The 19,472-nt window shown below is 58.4% G+C and carries 12 protein-coding genes and 8 tRNA genes; 15 read left to right on the forward strand and 5 right to left on the reverse strand.

All coding sequences use genetic code 11. The features are described 5' to 3' along the window. Window positions 1-81 precede the first annotated feature (81 nt). The gene (locus tag C8D72_RS01490) at window positions 82-1,209 is read left to right on the forward strand and encodes a phospholipase D-like domain-containing protein (protein ID WP_115852651.1); all 1,128 of its coding nucleotides are present in this window, start codon (window positions 82-84) and stop codon (window positions 1,207-1,209) included. A gap of 22 nt (window positions 1,210-1,231) precedes the next feature. On the opposite strand, the gene C8D72_RS01495 is transcribed toward C8D72_RS01490, so the two are convergent. Continuing rightward, window positions 1,232-1,930 (reverse strand): YecA/YgfB family protein, encoded by a 699-nt coding sequence (locus C8D72_RS01495; protein ID WP_115852652.1) that lies wholly within the window; start codon window positions 1,928-1,930, stop codon window positions 1,232-1,234. A 76-nt stretch (window positions 1,931-2,006) separates the two neighbouring features. On the opposite strand from C8D72_RS01495, the gene C8D72_RS01500 reads away from it, so the two are divergent. The 3 genes from C8D72_RS01500 (at window position 2,007) to C8D72_RS01510 (ending at window position 5,534) form a co-directional block, all read left to right on the forward strand. Continuing rightward, entirely contained in the window at window positions 2,007-2,567 is a 561-nt protein-coding gene (locus C8D72_RS01500; RefSeq protein WP_115852653.1) for a SprT family zinc-dependent metalloprotease, read from the forward strand. A gap of 120 nt (window positions 2,568-2,687) precedes the next feature. Beyond that, window positions 2,688-4,610 carry an acetate--CoA ligase gene (acs, locus tag C8D72_RS01505; RefSeq protein ID WP_245955174.1) on the forward strand — a complete coding sequence of 641 codons (1,923 nt, stop codon included), beginning with the start codon at window positions 2,688-2,690 and terminating at the stop codon, window positions 4,608-4,610. A gap of 261 nt (window positions 4,611-4,871) precedes the next feature. Then, window positions 4,872-5,534, forward strand: a complete 663-nt coding sequence (locus C8D72_RS01510; protein WP_086899453.1) for a response regulator — start codon at window positions 4,872-4,874, stop codon at window positions 5,532-5,534. Between the two features lie 69 nt (window positions 5,535-5,603). Here C8D72_RS01510 and C8D72_RS01515 read toward each other — a convergent pair whose 3' ends face one another. Further along, entirely contained in the window at window positions 5,604-9,545 is a 3,942-nt protein-coding gene (locus C8D72_RS01515) for a hybrid sensor histidine kinase/response regulator (protein ID WP_115852655.1), read from the reverse strand. Between the two features lie 187 nt (window positions 9,546-9,732). Here C8D72_RS01515 and ttcA point away from each other — a divergent pair, with 187 nt between their 5' ends. The 11 genes from ttcA (at window position 9,733) to C8D72_RS01570 (ending at window position 18,694) form a co-directional block, all read left to right on the forward strand. Further along, window positions 9,733-10,614, forward strand: a complete 882-nt coding sequence (gene ttcA / locus C8D72_RS01520) for a tRNA 2-thiocytidine(32) synthetase TtcA (RefSeq protein ID WP_115852656.1) — start codon at window positions 9,733-9,735, stop codon at window positions 10,612-10,614. 71 nt (window positions 10,615-10,685) lie between these two features. After that, window positions 10,686-10,761, forward strand: a tRNA-Val gene (locus tag C8D72_RS01525). A 39-nt stretch (window positions 10,762-10,800) separates the two neighbouring features. Next, window positions 10,801-10,877 (forward strand) — tRNA-Asp (locus tag C8D72_RS01530). 35 nt (window positions 10,878-10,912) lie between these two features. Continuing rightward, window positions 10,913-10,989, forward strand: a tRNA-Asp gene (locus C8D72_RS01535). A gap of 35 nt (window positions 10,990-11,024) precedes the next feature. Further along, a tRNA-Val gene (locus tag C8D72_RS01540) sits at window positions 11,025-11,100 on the forward strand. A gap of 39 nt (window positions 11,101-11,139) precedes the next feature. Next, window positions 11,140-11,216 (forward strand) — tRNA-Asp (locus tag C8D72_RS01545). Between the two features lie 245 nt (window positions 11,217-11,461). Beyond that, window positions 11,462-12,559 carry a threonine aldolase family protein gene (locus C8D72_RS01550; RefSeq protein WP_115852657.1) on the forward strand — a complete coding sequence of 366 codons (1,098 nt, stop codon included), beginning with the start codon at window positions 11,462-11,464 and terminating at the stop codon, window positions 12,557-12,559. 251 nt (window positions 12,560-12,810) lie between these two features. Further along, entirely contained in the window at window positions 12,811-14,733 is a 1,923-nt protein-coding gene (locus C8D72_RS01555) for a PrkA family serine protein kinase (RefSeq protein WP_115852658.1), read from the forward strand. An 81-nt stretch (window positions 14,734-14,814) separates the two neighbouring features. Further along, window positions 14,815-16,113: a YeaH/YhbH family protein gene (locus C8D72_RS01560; RefSeq protein WP_115852659.1), complete on the forward strand. Its 1,299-nt coding sequence runs from the start codon at window positions 14,815-14,817 to the stop codon at window positions 16,111-16,113. After that, window positions 16,110-17,669, forward strand: a complete 1,560-nt coding sequence (locus C8D72_RS01565; protein WP_115852660.1) for a SpoVR family protein — start codon at window positions 16,110-16,112, stop codon at window positions 17,667-17,669. The genes C8D72_RS01560 and C8D72_RS01565 overlap by 4 nt, the downstream gene beginning before the upstream one ends. A 164-nt stretch (window positions 17,670-17,833) precedes the next feature. Then, complete coding sequence (locus C8D72_RS01570) at window positions 17,834-18,694, forward strand: DNA/RNA non-specific endonuclease (protein WP_115852661.1); 861 nt, start codon at window positions 17,834-17,836, stop codon at window positions 18,692-18,694. A gap of 186 nt (window positions 18,695-18,880) precedes the next feature. Here C8D72_RS01570 and C8D72_RS01575 read toward each other — a convergent pair. The 3 genes from C8D72_RS01575 to C8D72_RS01585 all read right to left on the reverse strand — a co-directional run bounded on the left by C8D72_RS01575 (window position 18,881) and on the right by C8D72_RS01585 (window position 19,274). Beyond that, window positions 18,881-18,967 (reverse strand) — tRNA-Leu (locus C8D72_RS01575). A 47-nt stretch (window positions 18,968-19,014) separates the two neighbouring features. Next, window positions 19,015-19,101 (reverse strand) — tRNA-Leu (locus tag C8D72_RS01580). An 86-nt stretch (window positions 19,102-19,187) separates the two neighbouring features. Beyond that, window positions 19,188-19,274 (reverse strand) — tRNA-Leu (locus C8D72_RS01585). Window positions 19,275-19,472 lie beyond the last annotated feature (198 nt).

Below are 19,472 nucleotides of genomic sequence, written 5' to 3' on the forward strand. Positions count from 1 at the left end.
GCACCGAGCCGATGACATGGCACTATAGTATAGCGCTGGTCGAATCGACATGGCCCCAGGGGCAAGGCAGGGAGATGCAAGATGAGAGAGCAGTGGCATGACGGCAACCATTTTTCCCTGTTGCCGACGGCGGACTGTTTCGTGCCTGTACTGTTTGAGGCGATCGATCATGCCAAAGACTCGATTCTGATCGAGCTCTATCTTGTCGAAGACGGCGAGATGGGTGAGCGGTTTTTTACGGCGCTGACGCATGCCGTGACGCGCGGCGTAGACGTGCGACTCTTGATCGATGCCTGCGGCTCATGGTCACTTTCAGATCAGAGCAAGCAACGTCTGGTGGATGCAGGCGTTTCCCTGCGCGAATTCAACGTTTTGACGCTCAGACATCTGGGGCGCTTTATCTCGCGGGATCATCGCAAGCTGATCGTTATTGATGGTCACACTGCCTTTACGGGCGGATTTGGTGTCAACGATCAGTTCCTCAGATCGTGGTTCGAGGTGGCCGTACGTATTACCGGCCCATGTGTCGATGACTGGATTCGACTGTTCAACCGGGTGTGGCGCTCGCGCAGGACGCAGGATTTTGCCACCGGCGCCCGGCGGCGGGGAGACGCGGCAGCAGTCATGCCGAGTCCGATGCGCTGCGAGGGCCACATGGTCGGCCGTGCGGTCTGGGGACAGGGCTATCGCTATCAGGCCATTCGTCGGTCGCTGCAGCATCAGGTCGGTACCGCCCGTGAGAGAATATGGATCTGTACGCCTTATTTCGTGCCGACTCGCACTCTGAGGCGACAGTTGCGCCGGGCGGCGCGACGCGGTGTGGATGTCAGGCTATTGCTGGCGGCGCGCGATCATGACCATCCCAGCGTACGTTACGCCGGGCAGCGGTTTTTTACCCGGCTGCTGCGATCGGGTGTGCGCATCTTCGAGTTTCAGCCGAGCTTTATCCACGCCAAATTCAGCCTGTGTGACGGCTGGTCGACCGTTGGCTCGTGCAATTTCGACCACTGGAGCCTGCAGTGGAATCTGGAAGCCAATCAGGAGATCGATGACCCCGACTTTGCGACCGAGCTGGGGAGTCTCTTTGAACACTGCTTTGATCAGTGTCATGAGATCAGCGCAGCGCGCTGGGCGACACGGTCGCGACGTCAGCGGCTGCGTGAGTGGGGCTACGGCGTCATGGATGCCCTGATTACGCGACTGCGCTGAATGCCCTGGTCCGTGGCCCTGCTTACTGGCGCTTGCCCGGGCCTCTGGCACCCTTGCCCTTGCCACCGGACTTGCCCTTTGCGTCCTTGCTGCCCTTTGAGGGCGCAGGAGCAGGCTTTTCGGCCGGGGCGCGCTGTAGCAGATAAAGATCCAGCGTCAGTTCGGCCAGCTGGCCTGCCAGGCGGGTGGCTTCGGCCGGCTGTTGCCCGAGCGCTGCAAGCTCCGGATCTTCCTCATCAAAGAGCCCCGACAGGGTCATGAAAGGCAGCAGCAGTTCAGCGGCGGTCTCTTCCTGCGTGCCAAACCAGACCTGTTCATCCAGGAAGACACCCTCCATAAAGCCGGCGCACCAGAGGCGTACGGGATGTTCTTCGTCATCTTCGCTGCCTTCAAACTCGAGATCAAAGGGCAGGTCCGGAATGTTGCCGTTCTCAAAGACATCGACCGCGTTGTCGAGCAGGGCATCCAGAGCGTCAAGCGTTGCCTGACGCTGCTGGTCGCTCTCAAACTCGGGCGTCGTATCAAAAATCAGGGCATGGCGTTCATCACGGTCGTGGGGTGCGGTCGAGATGGCCAGTGCCGTCAAAAGCCCGTGAGCACCAAACAGGTCGAGGGCTTCTTCGCTGACATGCTCGGAGTCGAGAAACTCGAACAGCGCATCAAGGCGTTCATCTTCCAGCAGCGGTACCGGTTGCGGCGTATCGGCCGTGATATCATTCATGAGCAGTATCCATACAGTAAGCAGCGCTTTGCGCGGCAGCCGAGCCGCCGGGTTGAGAGCCTATAGTTTATCATCCATGACCGATCTTCTTTCCAACGACATTGATGACTTTCCCCATGGGGATGCCAGCCAGGCACGGCTTTTGGCACATGTAGAGCAGTGCCTGCGCAAGGCGCGGCGCCACTATCCGAACCTGCCTGCCCCCGGAGTCTGGTGTGACCTGCGCGGGCGCAGTGCCGGTCAGGCCCATTATGGGCGTGGGGGGCTGCGCTTTAACATGACGCTCTACGGCGATCAGCCCGACGCCTTTCTGACCGAGGTGGTGCCACATGAGATGGCGCACTGGGTCGTTCATCATGTTTATCCTGGCCGCGTGCGCCCGCATGGCGTGCAGTGGCAGCAGGTCATGATCAGGATCTTTGATCGAGCGCCCAGCGTCACCCACCGTTTTGATACCTCGCGCGCCAGCCCGGCGCCTTATCGTTACCTCTGTGGCTGTCGCAGCCATTACTTTACCCGCCGACGCTACAACAACGAGCGTCGAGGCAGTCGATATCGCTGCCGTCACTGTGGTGAGACGCTGCGCCTTGAAGGTATCACCGTCGATCAAAATCCAGGGAGATTGGTCGAACAGTGACCATGGTCTAATGGTCACTCTGCCCCTGCCTGACGCTAATCTAAGGGTCACACTATCCATGATGGGTGTTCGTGACCCATCAGATTGAGGAGATGCGACATGAGCCAGTCTGCCCATGCCATGGCAGGTGCCGCACAAAAACTGCGTAGCCCGATAAGCGAGCAGGACTATCGCGAGCGTTATCGTTATTCGATCGAATCTCCTGAAGCCTTCTGGCGTGAAGAGATGCAGCGTCTTGACTGGATGCGCACGCCTGAAAAAATCATCAACGGCCATTTTGGCGAGAACCACTCCCGCATCAAGTGGTTCGAGGATGGCGTGCTCAACGTCTCGGCCAACTGTCTGGATCGTCATCTCGAGCGTCGCGGCGACAAGCCGGCCATCATCTGGGAAGGGGATAACCCTGACCACCAGCGCATCATTACCTACCGTGAACTGCATCAGCAGACGGGGCAATTTGCCAACATGCTCAAGGCGCTTGGCGTTGGGCGTGGCGATACCGTCACGCTGTATATGCCGATGATCCCGGAAGCTGCCATTGCGATGCTGGCGTGTGCCCGCATCGGTGCCGTGCATTCGGTGGTGTTCGGTGGCTTTTCTCCCGAGGCGCTGGCCGGGCGAATCTCGGACTGCGCGTCGCGCGTGGTGATCACCTCGGATATCTCGCGCCGCGGTGGCAAACAGGTTCCGCTCAAGAAAAACGTCGACGAGGCACTGGCCATCAAGGGCACCGACTGTGTCGAGCATGTGCTGGTCGTGCCCTGTGGCGAAGCGCCCATCGACTGGCAGTCACGCGATATTGACGCCTGCGCGATGATGAAGGAGCAATCAGCAACGTGTGATCCTGAAGCCATGGGCGCCGAGAATCCTCTGTTCATTCTCTACACCTCGGGGTCGACCGGTACGCCCAAGGGGCTGATGCATACCTCGGGCGGTTATCTGCTCTATGCGGCCATGACCCATCAGCAGATCTTTGATCTGCGCGAGGATGATGTCTACTGGTGTGCCGCCGATGTGGGCTGGGTCACCGGCCACTCCTACGTGGTGTACGGGCCGCTGGCCAATGGTGCCACAACGGTCATGTTCGAGGGCGTGCCGAGCTACCCGGATTACGGGCGTGTGGGTGAAGTGATCGACCGCCACAACATTACGATCTTTTATACCTCCCCAACGGCCATTCGCGCGATGATGCGACATGGCGATCATGTCATGGACAGCAGCCGCCGCGATTCCCTGCGCCTGATCGGTACGGTCGGTGAACCCATCAACCCTCAGGCCTGGCATTTCAGTCATCAGATCATCGGTAACGGGCGCTGTCCGATCATGGATACCTGGTGGCAGACCGAAACCGGCGGCCACATGATGGCGCCGCTGACGGACGTCGACAACGTCAAGCCCGGGGCTACCATGCGTCCCTTCTTTGGCGTTCGCCCGGCGCTGATGGATGCCGAGGGCCAGCACATCGAGGGCGAGGGCGATGGCAGCCTGGTGATCGAGGGCAGCTGGCCGGGGCAGGCGCGCACCATCTGGGGAAATCATGAACGCTTTGAGGAAACCTATTTCAGTACGCATCCCGGCACCTACTTTACCGGGGATGGTGCCCATCGCGACGCCGATGGCGACTACTGGATCACCGGTCGTATCGATGACGTGCTCAATGTCTCCGGTCACCGTATGGGGACCGCTGAAATCGAGTCTGCGCTGGTGGCCCATCCGGCCGTGGCCGAAGCCGCCGTGGTAGGGTTTCCTCACGATGTGAAGGGCCAGGGCATCTATGCCTATATCACCCTGATGCAGGGGGCCGAATCCAGCGAGGCACTGGCCACGGAACTCAACGACGTCGTTCGTCGGGATATCGGAGCGATTGCCAAACTCGATGCCATTCAGTGGGCGCCGGGCCTGCCCAAGACGCGTTCCGGCAAGATCATGCGCCGTATTCTTCGCAAAATTGCGGCCAACGAGGTCGATAGTCTGGGAGATATCAGCACCTTGTCTGACCCTGATGTTGTGGAAGCCCTGATCAAGGAGCGTATTCAGCACTAGGTAATATGCTCATCTGATCCTGACTCACGACAAGCGCGTCATCTTGTCGCATAATGAACGTTGGCAACCGGGGAGAGCCCGGTTGCCAACGTTTTATTTTGGAAATAAAAAAATCATGGGGTAACATGCTGAGATTGCTGGTTACATGATCGGCAGGTGGCATGATGACGCTCGGCCTTGCACTGCTGATGACGTGGCTGACCGCGTTTTGACCGGGGCTGGGCCGTCCTGAATGATACGGGGAATCCTGGAGGAAACTGCATGGCCTTTGCCCAGAAGTTTATCGTGGCAGACGATCACCCCTTGTTTCGTGCAGCACTGACGCAGTCTCTGCGTCAGGTAGCGGCCAATGCCGAGATTGTTGAAGCCGATACCATGGAAGCCACCATCGAGGTTGTGACGCGTCACCCTGATGCCGACCTGATTCTTCTGGATCTGCGTATGCCCGGTGCCCATGGTTTTTCAGGCCTGATACAGCTGCGCGGTCAGATGCCTGACATCCCCGTGGCGGTGATTTCCGGCAGCGAAGAGCCACAGGTGGTGCGTCGTTCTCTTGATTATGGCGCGTCGGGGTTCATCCCCAAGTCAGCCTCGCTGGATACGATTGCCGGGGGCATCAGCGCCATTCTCGATGGCGAGATATGGCTGCCCGCCGAGATGGCGGATTACCTGGGCGACGGCGACGAGGAAGAGGCCAAGTTTGCCGCGGCCATCGCTTCTCTGACGCCGCAACAGTTTCGCGTGCTCAACATGCTGACCGAGGGACTGCTGAACAAGCAGATCGCCTACGATCTTAATGTCTCCGAGGCCACCATCAAGGCGCATGTGACGGCTATCCTGCGCAAGCTGGGCGTTCATTCACGCACGCAGGCGGTCATTGCGGCCCAGAAGCTTGAAGTAGAGCCTTCGCGCGTCGAGAACTGAAAGCAGATTCAGTCATGAAAAATCCCGGTATGGACCGGGATTTTTTGTGCCTGTCGATGGCAGATCCGCTCACTCCAGGCGTCGATTGGCCTGAAGGGTTCGGGTCAGCAGGGCGCGCAGTGCCGCCGGACGTACCGGCTTGTTGAGCAGGTGGTAGCCGGTGCGACGGATCAGGTCGGCAATCTCTTCGGTGCGATCCGCCGTGATCACGATGCCGGGCACATCGCCGGTAAAGCGCTCGGCGAGTGATTCCAGTGCCATCAGGCCGGTGACTTCGTTGTCCAGGTGGTAGTCGGCCAGAATGATATCGGGTTCGCCTGTCATGTTGCGCACCACCGAGCGGGCACCGCCGATCGAGGTGGCCGTGAAGACCTCGCATTCCCAGCCTTCCAGCATGGCTTTCATGCCTTCCAGCGTCATGGTTTCGTTATCGATACAGATCACGCGCGCGCCGCGGATACGGTTGCCGGCGCTTTTCTGTGCCGTCTGTGTTTCCTCGCGGGTGGGCGTGGCGCCACGCTTGAGGGGTACGGTCAGCCCGAACACTGTTCCATGGCCTTCTCTTGAACGAATGGTAATCGGGTGATCCAGCACGCGGGCCATACGATCGGCGATGGAAAGCCCCAGCCCCAGGCCCTTTTCGCTCTCGCGGTGACGCGATTTCTGATCCAGCCGACGAAACTCCTGGAAGATTTCGGCCTGACGCGACTCCGGAATGCCGGGGCCGGTATCCCAGACCTCGATCGACAGCTGCTCGCCGCGGCGACGACAGCCCAGCAATACCCGGCCGTGCTGGGTGTAGCGCAGGGCATTGGAGAGGAAGTTCTGGATGATGCGCCTGAGCATCTGCGGATCGCTGTCAATCACGGCGCCCGTCTCGATCATGTCCAGATCCAGCCCGCGGTCCTGCGCCATGACCGAGAACTCGGCATACAGCGGGCGCAGGATCTCATTGAGGGTGAACACTTGACGTCGGGGGGTCAGGGCACCGGCATCCAGCTTGGAGATGTCCAGCAGCGTGCCCAGCAGCTCCTCTGCCGCCTGCAGCGAGTTGTCGATGTGGACCAGCGTGTCATGATGCTCGCTCTCCTCGAGGCGCTGGGTAAGGGCAGAGGTAAATAGACGGGCGGCGTTGAGCGGCTGAAGCAGGTCATGGCTGGCCGCGGCCAGAAAGCGGGTCTTGGAGGCGTTGGCGGTTTCGGCGACCTGCTTGGCCTGTCTCAGGGCCAGTTCGGCTTCGGAGCGTACCCGGTTCTCCTGGCGCAGCGCGCTGTTGACCTCGGAAAGCTCGTGGGTACGTTCGCGAACGCGCTCCTCCAGATTCTCGTTGGTCTCCTTGAGGGCAATCTCGGCCAGCCGGCGCTCGGTAATGTCCTGATACAGCGCGAAAAAGCCCAGTACGCGACCGCCTTCACCAAAATGCGGCGTGTAGGTGGCCAGCATGTAGCGGGTACCGCCTTCACGATCCAGCTGCGAGAGCTCCCAGGAGACGCGCTCACCGTTGAGGGCACGCTGCATCCAGGGCGCGCGCAGCCGCCACATGCCGGCGGTCATGACCTCTTCGGCAGGCTTGCCGATGGCCTGAAGACGATCCACTTCCATGGCGGTTTCGTAGGCGCGATTGGTAAAGAGGTAGTGACAGTCGCGGTCAAAATAGGCAATCAGGGCCGGTACATTGTCGGTATAGATACGGATGTTGTTTTCCGAGCGGATCAGGGCCTCTTCGGTGCGCTTTTGATCGGTCACGTCCTGATAGGTATAGACAAAGCCGCCGCCCACCATGGGGTTGCCATGGATATCGAGCACGCTGTCATCCTGGCGATAGCGCTGGTAATGATGCGCATGACCGCTTCGGATGTTGTCCATCAGCAGTCGCACATGCTCCTGCGGATCGCCGGGGCCATATTCGCCGTGCTCGGCGTTGTATAAAAAGATGCGCTCGATGGGCTCGCCGACATGAATCAGATGGTCGGGGAAGCGAAACAGCTCCAGATAGCGCTGGTTCCAGACCACGATGCGCAGCTTGTGATCCACCACCATGACCCCCTGATTGATGTTCTCGATGGTGGCCTGCAAAAGGGATCGGTTGAACTCGAGTACCTGGGAGGCCTCATCCACGATGGAAACAACATCAGAGATGGAGACGTCCCGCCCGGAAAGCGCCGAGTTCACCACGATGCGCGCCGAAGAGGCGCCAATGGCAGAGGCCAGAAGACGCTCGGTAAAGCCGATCAGGTCGATCGAGGCGCGCATGCCCGGGTCAAGGCGCTGCTGATGGCGCCAGCCATAGTCGCTAAAGGCGCGCTCGACCTGGTCCTCATTGAGAAAGCGCCGGGACAGGGCCTTGAGATCGCTCACCGAGGTGGTACCGCCCCACGGGCGGTTGATCAGGGTCTGATGGGACGCCACACTGTCAACGAACAGCGACGCCTGAATGCGCTCGACCACGCGCTGTCGCGTCACCTGCGAGAAAAAGATATAGCAGAAGAGGTTTACGCCCAGCGACAGCAGTACTCCCTGGGTAATGGAGTCATTCAGCGACAATCCAAGCAGATTGGATGGGCTGAGCAGTTCGATGCCCATCGGTCCTGCATCGATGGGGAAAGAGAGCAGCCCTGCACGCACCAACGTGGGCAGCAGCAGGGCGTAGCTCCAGATCAGAAAGCCCAGCCCCAGTCCCAGACTCACCCCCAGACGATTGCCGCGCTTCCAGTACAGGCCACCAATCAGCGCCGGAGCCAGCTGGGCCAGTGCCGCCAGGGACAGCACGCCAAGGCTTGCCAGCGAACTTGATGGGGCGGTGAGTTTGTAAAAGCCGTAGGCCAGCGCCAGCGTCAGCACGATAATCAACCGACGGATGCGCAGGACCCAGCGGGCGTAGTCACCATGGCGCGCATCAAACCCCTTGAAGCGCAAAAGCAGGGGGATGACGACTTCGTTGGAGATCATGATCGACAGCGTCACGGCGGCCATGATGACCATGCCGCTGGCGGCCGCGAAGCCGCCGATGAACGTGACCATGACCAGCCAGGGCTGATCAAGCGCCATGGCGAGATGCAAGACCCAGGTGTCCGGATCAAGTCCCTGGCCTTCAAAAAGCGTCAGGGCGGCCACCGCCAGCGGGAGCACGAAAAAGCCGGCGGCAATCAGGTAAAGCGGGAAAAGCCAGCGGGCCCGGGCCGTATCATCGGTGCTGGTGTTTTCGACCACGGTAACGTGAAACTGACGCGGAATGCAGAACACGGCCAGCATGGCCAGCAGGGTCTGGGTCCAGAAGCCCTGGCCGAAGCTGTCGCTGCTGAAATGGCTGCCGGCGGAAAGATCTCGCACCGCGCGGCTGGAGAGCTCGCCCAGGCCATCAAAGGCGCCCCAGGTGATCAGGGCGCCCAGCAGCATGAAAGCGCCGAGTTTGACCACTGATTCAAAGGCGATGGCCTGAATCAGTCCCTCGTGATGTTCAGTGGCATCGGTATGGCGTGTGCCGAACAGGATGGCAAAAAGCGCCATGAGGGCGGCGACATAAAAGGCGGTGTCACCGAGTATGGGAGAGCGCACGATGTCATTGTTGGCGGTCAGCACCATAAAGCTTGCCGCCATGGCCTTGAGCTGCAGGGCCAGGTAGGGAAGGGTACCCAGCAGGGCGACCAGACTGGCCAGTGCCGCCAGCGCCTGGGTCTTGCCGTAGCGCGAGGCGATAAAATCGGCAATCGAGGTGATGTTTTGGCGCTTGGCGACCCGAATCATCTTGGTGAGGATCGGCCAGAACAGCAAAAAGGCGAGAATGGGCCCCAGGAAAACGCTGAGGTACTGAAGGCCCGATTCGGAGACCTGGCCTACGCTGCCGTAGAAGGTCCACGAGGTGCAGTAGACCGCCAGTGCCAGGCTGTAGACCAGCGGTCGCCGTTTGGCCGGCCCCAGCCGTCGTGCCCGCTGATCGCCACGCCAGGCAATGCCAAAGAGGGTGGCGATGTATAAAAGCGAGATGGTGAGCAGTAACCAGCCCTGGAACATCGTGGGATTCCTTGCCTGACCAACGTAATGGCTGCTTCATGATGGCAGCCTTGAAATACCGATAACGACCCGGGCCTTGCCGGGCATTATCGTCCCTTCAAGCCTCGCGTAAACCGTCGGGTCTTCGCCTGTGCTTTGTGGCGATGATAAAGTAGCGCCAATGTCGCATTAATCTGAAGTCATCTCCATGCAAGAACTTGATCAGTCCGTGAATACCTGCGACAAGCGGGAATTCGACAAGCTACAAAAGCGCCTGCGCCGCAACGTCGGCAATGCCATTATCGACTATGCCATGATCAATGATGGCGACAGGGTGATGGTGTGCCTCTCCGGTGGCAAGGATTCCTATACCATGCTCGAGATCCTGCGCAATCTTCAGCGCAACGCGCCGGTGAACTTTGAGCTGGTCGCCGTTAACATGGATCAAAAACAGCCCGGCTTTCCCGAGCATGTGCTGCCGCAGTATCTGGCACAGCAGGGGGTCGAGTATCACATCGTGGAACGTGATACCTACTCGATCGTGAAAGAGAAGGTACCCGAAGGCAAGACCACCTGCGGGCTGTGTTCGCGGCTGCGGCGTGGCACGCTCTATGGCTTTGCCGAAGAGATCGGTGCCAACAAGATTGCGCTGGGTCACCACCGCGATGACATGCTGGAAACGCTTTTTCTCAACATGTTCTTTGGCGGTTCACTCAAGTCGATGCCGCCCAAGCTGCTCTCCGACGATGGCAAGAACATCGTGATTCGTCCGATGGCCTACTGCTCGGAAGCCGATATCGCCCGTTTTTCCGAAGCCAAGGGTTTTCCCATCATTCCGTGCAATCTGTGCGGTAGCCAGGAAAATCTGCAGCGACAGGTGGTCAAGGAGATGCTCTCCGACTGGGAGCGCAAGCACCCCGGGCGAATCGAGACCATGTTCAAGGCACTGACCAACGTGGCGCCTTCCCAGCTGGCGGATCGGGACCTGTTCGACTTCCATGGTCTGGAAGAGAAGCAGCGCCTGATGAAGCGTGATCGCATCGATACGGTCAATCTGATGGCGCAGGATGACGACACGCCACTGTCATGAATTTGTGGCTTTTGCTCGGGAAGTGTTTGACTTTCCAGCAATGATTGGTAGAATGCAGCGCCACATGACCCGGGTGGTTAGCTCAGTTGGAAGAGCACCAGCCTTACAAGCTGGGGGTCACTGGTTCGAGCCCAGTACCACCCACCATCATTTTTGATAAGGTCATGTTGCTGTAATCAGGGTTGCGGACTGGTAGTTCAGTTGGTTAGAATGCCGGCCTGTCACGCCGGAGGTCGCGGGTTCAAGTCCCGTCCAGTCCGCCATATCTCTGGTGAGCAGCAATATTTCGATACAAGTTGGACTGGTAGTTCAGTTGGTTAGAATGCCGGCCTGTCACGCCGGAGGTCGCGGGTTCAAGTCCCGTCCAGTCCGCCATCGAAATTGTTGTACTGTAACATTGTCGTACTGCCGGGTGGTTAGCTCAGTTGGAAGAGCACCAGCCTTACAAGCTGGGGGTCACTGGTTCGAGCCCAGTACCACCCACCATCATCTTCTCAAGATGATTTGACGTTGCAAGCTGTATGCGGACTGGTAGTTCAGTTGGTTAGAATGCCGGCCTGTCACGCCGGAGGTCGCGGGTTCAAGTCCCGTCCAGTCCGCCATTCGCTTGGACTTATGCTGTTTCCTTCCTGTAGTATCTTCTCCCATATTGTTTTACTTCTTGTGTTGACCACTTCTGACGTTGCATCCCCTCTACTGCTGACAGCGTAATCTGCTGCGCTTTAATCGTGTTTGCAGGATACTCGCTTGCCAGTCATCCCTGCGCGCTGCATGCTTTATTCGTTATGCCAGTGATCGAGTGATCCTCGACCGGCAAGCCAATAACAAGCTGCAGGATAATCTCAACATGACTACCCCTGGTTTCAGCAATACTGTCGTCAACAGCGATATTGCCATTGCGTCCCCACGTTTTCTGGCCAGCGACAATACGTCTGGCATCTGTCCCGAGGCCATGCATTATCTACTACAGGCCAATGAGCAGGATGATCTGGCCTACGGTAATGATGTCTGGACCGAGCGCGCTGCAAGCCGATTCAGAACGCTTTTTGAAACAAACTGCGAAATATTTTTTGTCTTCAACGGGACTGCTGCCAATTCGCTGGCACTGGCTTCGCTTTGCCAGTCCTATCACGGTGTGATCTGCCATCAACTGGCCCACATCGAGACAGACGAATGCGGCGGGCCGGAATTTTTCTCCAACGGCTCAAAGCTTTTGCCGGTCGATACGCCCATGGGCAAGCTCACCCCCGAGGGCATTGCGCGTGTCGTGACGCGGCGCAATGATATCCATTACCCCCGACCCAAGGTGGTCTCCATCACCCAGGCCACGGAAGTAGGCACGCTCTATTCACTTGAGGAGCTGCAGGCCATTCGCGAGGTGGCGGATCAACACGACCTGAAGATTCACATGGACGGCGCCCGCTTTGCCAACGCCTGTGCCTCACTGGGGGTGACGCCTGCGGAAATGACCTGGAAGGCCGGTGTAGATGTGCTGTGCTTTTCAGGCACCAAGAACGGGCTGGCCTTTGGCGAGGCCATTGTCTTTTTTGATCACGAGCTGGCGCGCGATTTCGAGTATCGCTGCAAGCAGGCGGGACAGCTCGCGTCCAAGATGCGTTTTGTCAGCGCCCCCTGGCTGGGGCTTCTGGAAAACGATGTCTGGCTTGCCAATGCTCGCCACGCCAATGCCATGGCGCAGCGTCTGGTGGATGGTATTCGCGGCATCGAGGGCGTCAATGTCATGTTTCCGGTCCAGGCCAATAGCGTTTTTCTTGAAGTTCCCATCGCAGCACAACAGTACTTGCGCGAGTGTGGATGGACGTTTTATACCTTCATAGGAGAGGGGGGCGTTCGCTTCGTATGCAGCTGGAATACGTCCGAGACATTGATCGATGCGCTGGTGGCTGACCTTCGTCAGGCACTGGTACAACGCGATCAACAGTGATATTGATAAGACCTCTTTCCTGACATCGGCGCGGCATTGGTCCATGCCGCGCCTTCTGATTCGCAAGGAAGGGGCGTCCGGGATCTATTCGGGTCGACCTGACCGACCACCTTCATTTTAAAGCCTGATAGTGCTTTCTACACAAGAGAGAACGCTTCGATGAGCGGGAGTGCCGCAGTGACGGATTGATTTTACGGAAATGACGAGCGTGCGTACGGCAGGGCACACCGTCGCCACTCAAGGAGAAGTTCATGAGCATTTTTGATCATGTGCAGCATCGCTTTGAGCGCACCCTGCAGGAAGAGATGACTCTTCAGGAGTATCTTGAACTCTGTCGCAGGGATCCTACTGCCTACGCCAGCGCTTCCGAGCGCATGCTCAAGGCCATCGGTGAGCCGGAAGTCATCGATACGGCCAAAAATCCTCGCCTGTCCCGCATTTTCTCCAATAAGCTGATTCGTCGTTATCCTGCCTTTGCCGAATTCCACGGTATGGAAGAGGCCATCGAGCAGATTGTGGCCTATTTTCGCCATGCCTCGCAGGGTCTTGAAGAGCGCAAGCAGATGCTTTATCTGCTCGGGCCGGTCGGGGGCGGCAAGTCCTCGATTGCCGAGCGTCTCAAGGCACTGATAGAGCAGATTCCTTTCTATGCCATCAAGGACTCACCGGTACATGAATCCCCGCTGGGACTTTTCAGCGCCGAGGAAGATGGCGATACGCTGGAAAGTGAATACAGCATCCCCAGGCGCTATATGCGCAGTGTCATGTCCCCCTGGGCGGCCAAGCGTCTGCGTGAATACGGTGGCGACATTTCCCGGTTCCGGGTCGTCAAGGTGTACCCCTCACGGCTCAATCAGATTGCCATTTCCAAGACCGAGCCGGGAGATGAGAACAATCAGGACATCTCCTCGCTGGTCGGCAAGGTGGATATCCGCAAGCTTGAACTCTTTTCCCAGGATGACCCGGACGCCTACAGCTTCTCCGGTGGCCTCTGTCGCGCCAACCAGGGGCTGATGGAGTTCGTGGAAATGTTCAAGGCGCCCATCAAGGTACTGCACCCGCTGCTGACGGCTACCCAGGAGGGGAACTACAACCCGACCGAGGGCATGGGTGCGATTCCCTTTGATGGGGTTGTTCTGGCGCACTCCAATGAGAGTGAGTGGCAGCAGTTTCGCAACAATCGCAACAACGAGGCCTTCCTGGACCGGGTGTACATCGTCAAGGTGCCTTATTCGCTGCGCGTCTCCGAAGAGATGAAGATCTATGAAAAGCTGCTGCAGCACTCCTCGCTGTCACACGCCCCCTGCGCGCCGGATACGCTGCGGATGCTGGCGCAGTTTTCAGTGCTTTCAAGGCTCAAGGAGCCGGAAAATTCCAGCATCTACTCCAAGATGCGCATCTATGACGGGCAGAATCTGAAGGATACCGACCCCCGCGCCCGCTCGATTCAGGAGTATCGCGACAGTGCCGGTGTGGATGAGGGGATGGAAGGGCTTTCGACCCGCTTTGCCTTCAAGATTCTCTCCAGAGTCTTTAATTTCGACTCCAGCGAAGTGGCCGCCAACCCGGTGCACCTGCTGTATGTGCTGGAGCAGCGCCTTGAGCAGGAGCAGCTGCCGCGTGAAGTCCACGACCGCTATCTGCGCTTTATCAAGGAGTACCTGGCCCCGCGCTATGTCGATTTTATCGGCAAGGAGATCCAGACCGCCTATCTGGAGTCCTACTCCGAGTACGGTCAGAACATCTTTGACCGCTACGTGACCTACGCCGACTTCTGGATTCAGGATCAGGAGTTTCGTGACCCGGAAACCGGGGAACTGCTCGACCGCCAGGCACTCAATGAAGAGCTTGAAAAGATCGAAAAGCCGGCCGGTATCTCCAATCCGAAGGACTTTCGTCACGAAGTCGTCAACTTTGTGCTGCGCGCCCGGGCGCAAAATGACGGCCTCAACCCCAGCTGGCAGTCCTATGAAAAGCTCAAGGGCGTGATCGAACACAAGATGTTTGCCAACACCGAAGAGCTTTTGCCGGTCATCTCGTTTAACGCCAAGGCCTCCAACGACGACCGGAGAAAGCACGAGGACTTTGTCGATCGCATGGTCGCGCGGGGCTACACCGAAAAGCAGGTGCGCCTGCTCTCGGAGTGGTATCTGCGCGTACGCAAGTCCCAGTAAGCGGCTGGCGCCGGTGTTCCGGCGCCCCTTCCCACCCTGACACAGGGCAGCCGGTTTGATCGGTCTGCAGAAGGTGGTGACGTGAGCTATTTCATCGATCGGCGCAGCAATGCCCGTCACAAGAGTACGGTCAATCGACAGCGCTTTTTGAAACGCTATCAAAAGCATATCAAGCGCGCCGTGGAGGAGTCGGTCAATCGGCGCTCGATTACCGACATGGAGCGCGGCGAGAAGATCAGCATCCCGGGGCGGGACATTTCCGAGCCTGTCTTTCGTCATGGGCAGGGCGGGCGGCGCACCGTGGTCAGCCCCGGCAATCGCGAGTTCACCGAGGGCGATCGTCTGCGCCGTCCCCACGGGGGAGGCGGGGGTGGTGGCAGTGGTGAAGGGTCTGCCTCCAATCAGGGCGAAGGCTTGGACGAGTTTGCCTTTACGCTGTCCCGGGATGAGTTTTTAAGCTTTATCTTCGACGGGCTGGAGCTGCCGCATCTGGAGCGCAAGCAGCTGGCCGACATGGAAGAGCGTCGGCCTGTGCGTGCGGGGCTCTCCCGTCAGGGGGTGCCCGCCCGCATGAACATCGTGCGCTCGATGCGTGAAGCCCAGGCGCGTCGCATTGCCATGCGTGCGCCCATCAGACGCGCCCTGCTGGAAGCGCAGAAGGCTCTGGAAGAGGAAGAGCGCAAGGATCCGGTGCTGCGCCACCCCGGCCGGGTGCGTGAGCTCAGAGACGAGATCGAGCGACTGGAAAGGCGCCTGGAGGCCGTGCCCTTCATCGATACCTACGATCTGAGATATAACCATCTGACCGACCAGCCCCAGCCCTCCAACAAGGCAGTCATGTTCTGTGTGATGGATGTCTCGGGCTCCATGACCCAGAACCACAAGGACATCGCCAAGCGCTTCTTTTTGCTGTTGTATCTCTTCCTCGAGCGCGATTACGAACGGGTCGAGCTGGTGTTCGTCCGCCACCACACCTCGGCGCGGGAAGTCGATGAAGAGGCCTTTTTCTATTCGCGGGAAACGGGCGGCACCATCGTCTCCAGTGCGCTGCATCTGCTTGATGAGATTATCGAGGCACGCTATCCGCCGGCGCAGTGGAATCTCTATGTGGCCCAGGCAAGCGACGGGGACAACTGGGATGACGATTCCGTGCAGTGCCGTCAGATCCTGTCGGACTCGCTGATGCCCAGGCTTCAGTATTACGCCTATGTCGAAATTACCCCGCATGCCCACCAGGCGCTCTGGGAGGAATACAGGCGCGTACAGGATCGCTATCCTGAACGTTTTGCCATGCGCCAGATCGTTCAGGCCGGCGACATCTACCCGGTGTTTCGCGAACTGTTCAAAAGCCGCCAGAGCGGTCAGGAGGCGCACGCATGAGCACTTCCTACAGGCCGACGCATGATGAAGATTTTCTGGGGCAGGGGTCGGACTGGTCCTTTGATGATCTGGAACGCTACGAGCGAGAGATTGCTCGCATCGCCGGGGAGTATCGCCTGGATACCTATCCCAATCAGATCGAAATCATCACCTCCGAGCAGATGATGGATGCCTACTCCAGCATCGGCATGCCGGTCGGGTACAGCCACTGGTCTTTCGGCAAACAGTTTCTGTCCGTTGAGCAGGCCTACCGGCGCGGGCAGATGGGGCTGGCCTACGAGCTGGTGATCAACTCCGACCCCTGCATCGCCTATCTGATGGAAGAAAATACCCTGATGATGCAGATTCTGGTCATGGCGCACGCCTGCCATGGCCACAATTCATTCTTCAAGGGCAACTATCTCTTCCGTGCCTGGACCGATGCCTCCGCCATCGTCGATTACCTGGTGTTTGCCCGGCGCTATGTCAGCGAGTGCGAAGAGCGCCATGGCGTCGAGGCCGTCGAACAGCTGCTGGATGCCTGTCATGCGCTGCAGAACCAGGGCGTGGATCGCTACAAGCGGCCGTCTGCAATTTCGGCTGAAGAGGAGGCGCGTCGCCAGCAGGAACGGGAAGGCTATCTGCAGCAGCAGATCAATACGCTCTGGAGCACCATCCCGCAGCTGCGCGCCGCCGATGCCGATCAGGGCACGGACGACGGTTCGGGCGGGCATCAGCGTCCGCGCTACCCTTCGGAGCCGCAGGAGAACCTGCTCTACTTCATCGAAAAGAACGCGCCGCTGCTGGAGCCCTGGCAGCGCGAGATCGTGCGCATCGTGCGAAAGCTCGCGCAGTATTTCTATCCGCAGCGCCAGACGCAGGTCATGAACGAAGGATGGGCCACCTTCTGGCACTACAACATCATGCATCGTCTTTACGATGAGAAGTGCATCAATGAAGGCGTGATGCTGGAATTTCTTCAATCGCACACCGCCGTAGTGGCGCAGCCGGGTTTTGACAGCCCCTGGTATAACGGCATCAACCCTTACGCGCTAGGGTTTGCCATGTTCAGCGATATACAGCGCATCTGCACCGCGCCGACTGAGGAGGACCGGGCGTGGTTTCCGGAGATGGCCGGCAGCGACTGGCTCGAGACGGTCCATTTTGCGATGCACAACTTCAAGGACGAGTCTTTCATTCAGCAGTTTCTGTCGCCGAAAGTGATGCGCGACATGAAGCTTTTTGCGCTGCTCGATGACGACCAGGACGACCAGGACGACATGGTCGAAATTTCGGCCATCCATGATGATCGCGGCTACAAGCGAGTTCGAGAGGCGCTGTCACTACAGTATTCCCTTGGGCATCGGGAGCCGGATATCCAGGTCTGGGCCGCCAGGATTCACGGCGACCGCTCGCTGGTACTGCGACATGAACGAACACAGCGGCGACCGCTGGACGATTCGTTGTCACCGGTCATGCACCATTTACACCAGCTATGGGGATTTCCCGTCGTGCTGGAAGTGGTCGAGGGTGGCGAAATCGTGGATACCCATCGCTGGCCGCAGGTTTCCGAATAGCCGGACACCGCGACAAATGCCGCGTTATGCGCAACGGGCCTTGTGGCCCGTTTTTTTGTGCCATATCAGCAGCCTTTCATTGACTGAGGTATACTCGCCGCCGCCTGAAAGGGCAGCTTTCGAGAATGCAGTGGTTTTTGAAAATAAAGTGTCAGGGGATGGATATGGCGCGGCGACGCCCAGGGCTTTTAAAGCGTTTCAGGCGCATGAGTGGTGCCGGCCTCATGGCCACGGCGGTGATCTATGGGCTCTGGTATTACCAGGAGCGCACGTACTGGGAGCAGATGAGCTGGATGGGGACACCCCAGGCACAAACCTGGTACGACTGGAAAACGCTCAATCGTACGCTGCGCAACGATGGTTTCCTGACGGGCTGGTCGGATCTGCGAGCCAACCCGCTCTGGACCGTTTACCGCCTGGATCGGGTGGGTCATCCTGCCATCGGGGCGCGCCCGGGACATTTCAGCGATGACTGGCGCACGCTCTGGCCGGTGAGCACTGATGACTATACCGGCAGTGGCTATGATCGCGGTCATCAGGCGCCCAATTACGCGATTGCTGCCGTCCATGGTCGCCAGGCACAGCTTGATACCTTTCAGATGAGCAATATCTCGCCGCAAAAGCCTGATCTCAACCGGCGCGTATGGCAGCGACTCGAAGAGGTGATCATCGATCATTTTGCGGCGCGCTTTGGCACCATCTGGGTGACCACCGGCCCCATCTTTGATGACGACATCAGACGCATGTCGTCGTTGATCGAAATCCCGGATGCCTTTTACAAGATCATTGTGGCACCGGGTGATGCCGGCACACCGCTCAGAATGATCGCCTTTATCGTGCCACAGGATGTCCATGGCGATGAGCCGCTCGATCGTTTTCTGGCCAGCGTCAATGAGATCGAGGCGCGCACGGGCTTCAACTTCTTTAGTGAGTTGCCTGATGATATTGCCGATCAGCTGGAATCAGGAGTTGATACGCGGGGCTGGGAGCTTGAAAGCGTGGCGCGACAGCCTGCTCGCTTTTAAATAACGATCTGTCATGGTGCCGGCGCAGGACGGTGTCATGGTAGTATCAAGGATTATAAAAGCGCTGAAAACATCAGGGGCGCCGCGAAATCTGCGAATGACCAGGGCGGCACAGCAGGGAACAGCGATCGATGAGGATCGTTGGAAAAAGCCAATAAGGATGAGGAAGAAAGCAGGGGAGATAAATGGTGCCCGGGAAAGGACTTGAACCTTCACGACCATACGGTCACTAGCACCTGAAGCTAGCGCGTCTACCAATTCCGCCACCCGGGCAGGGTGTCAGCAGCCATGGGCTGTGATGAAAGCGATGTCCGATCAACTGGTGCCCGGAAGAGGACTTGAACCTCCACGACCATACGGTCACTAGCACCTGAAGCTAGCGCGTCTACCAATTCCGCCATCCGGGCGTTGATCATCCAATATTGTAACTACCTGAATTCGAAAGGCCAACAGCCTGTTCTTTTCCACCATCTCGACAATCATCATGTTGAGATGGTGCCCGGAAGAGGACTTGAACCTCCACGACCATACGGTCACTAGCACCTGAAGCTAGCGCGTCTACCAATTCCGCCATCCGGGCAGGTGGGCCGAAATAATACGCAATTTTTTGAGTGATGCAAGAGGGGATGAGAGGCAAAGGGCAATTTTTTACACCCTGCAACGTTTTCAGGTTAATAAAGGGTTTTGGGTCGTCCTGTAGGGACCGCTATAATCCAGATCATGAAGAAAAGACATCACATCATCCCGCGCCCGCTGCTCGCCATCTTGCCCGGTATCA

It is taken from the genome of Kushneria indalinina DSM 14324, assembly GCF_003385845.1.
In the GTDB taxonomy this organism is placed as follows: Bacteria; Pseudomonadota; Gammaproteobacteria; order Pseudomonadales; family Halomonadaceae; genus Kushneria; species Kushneria indalinina.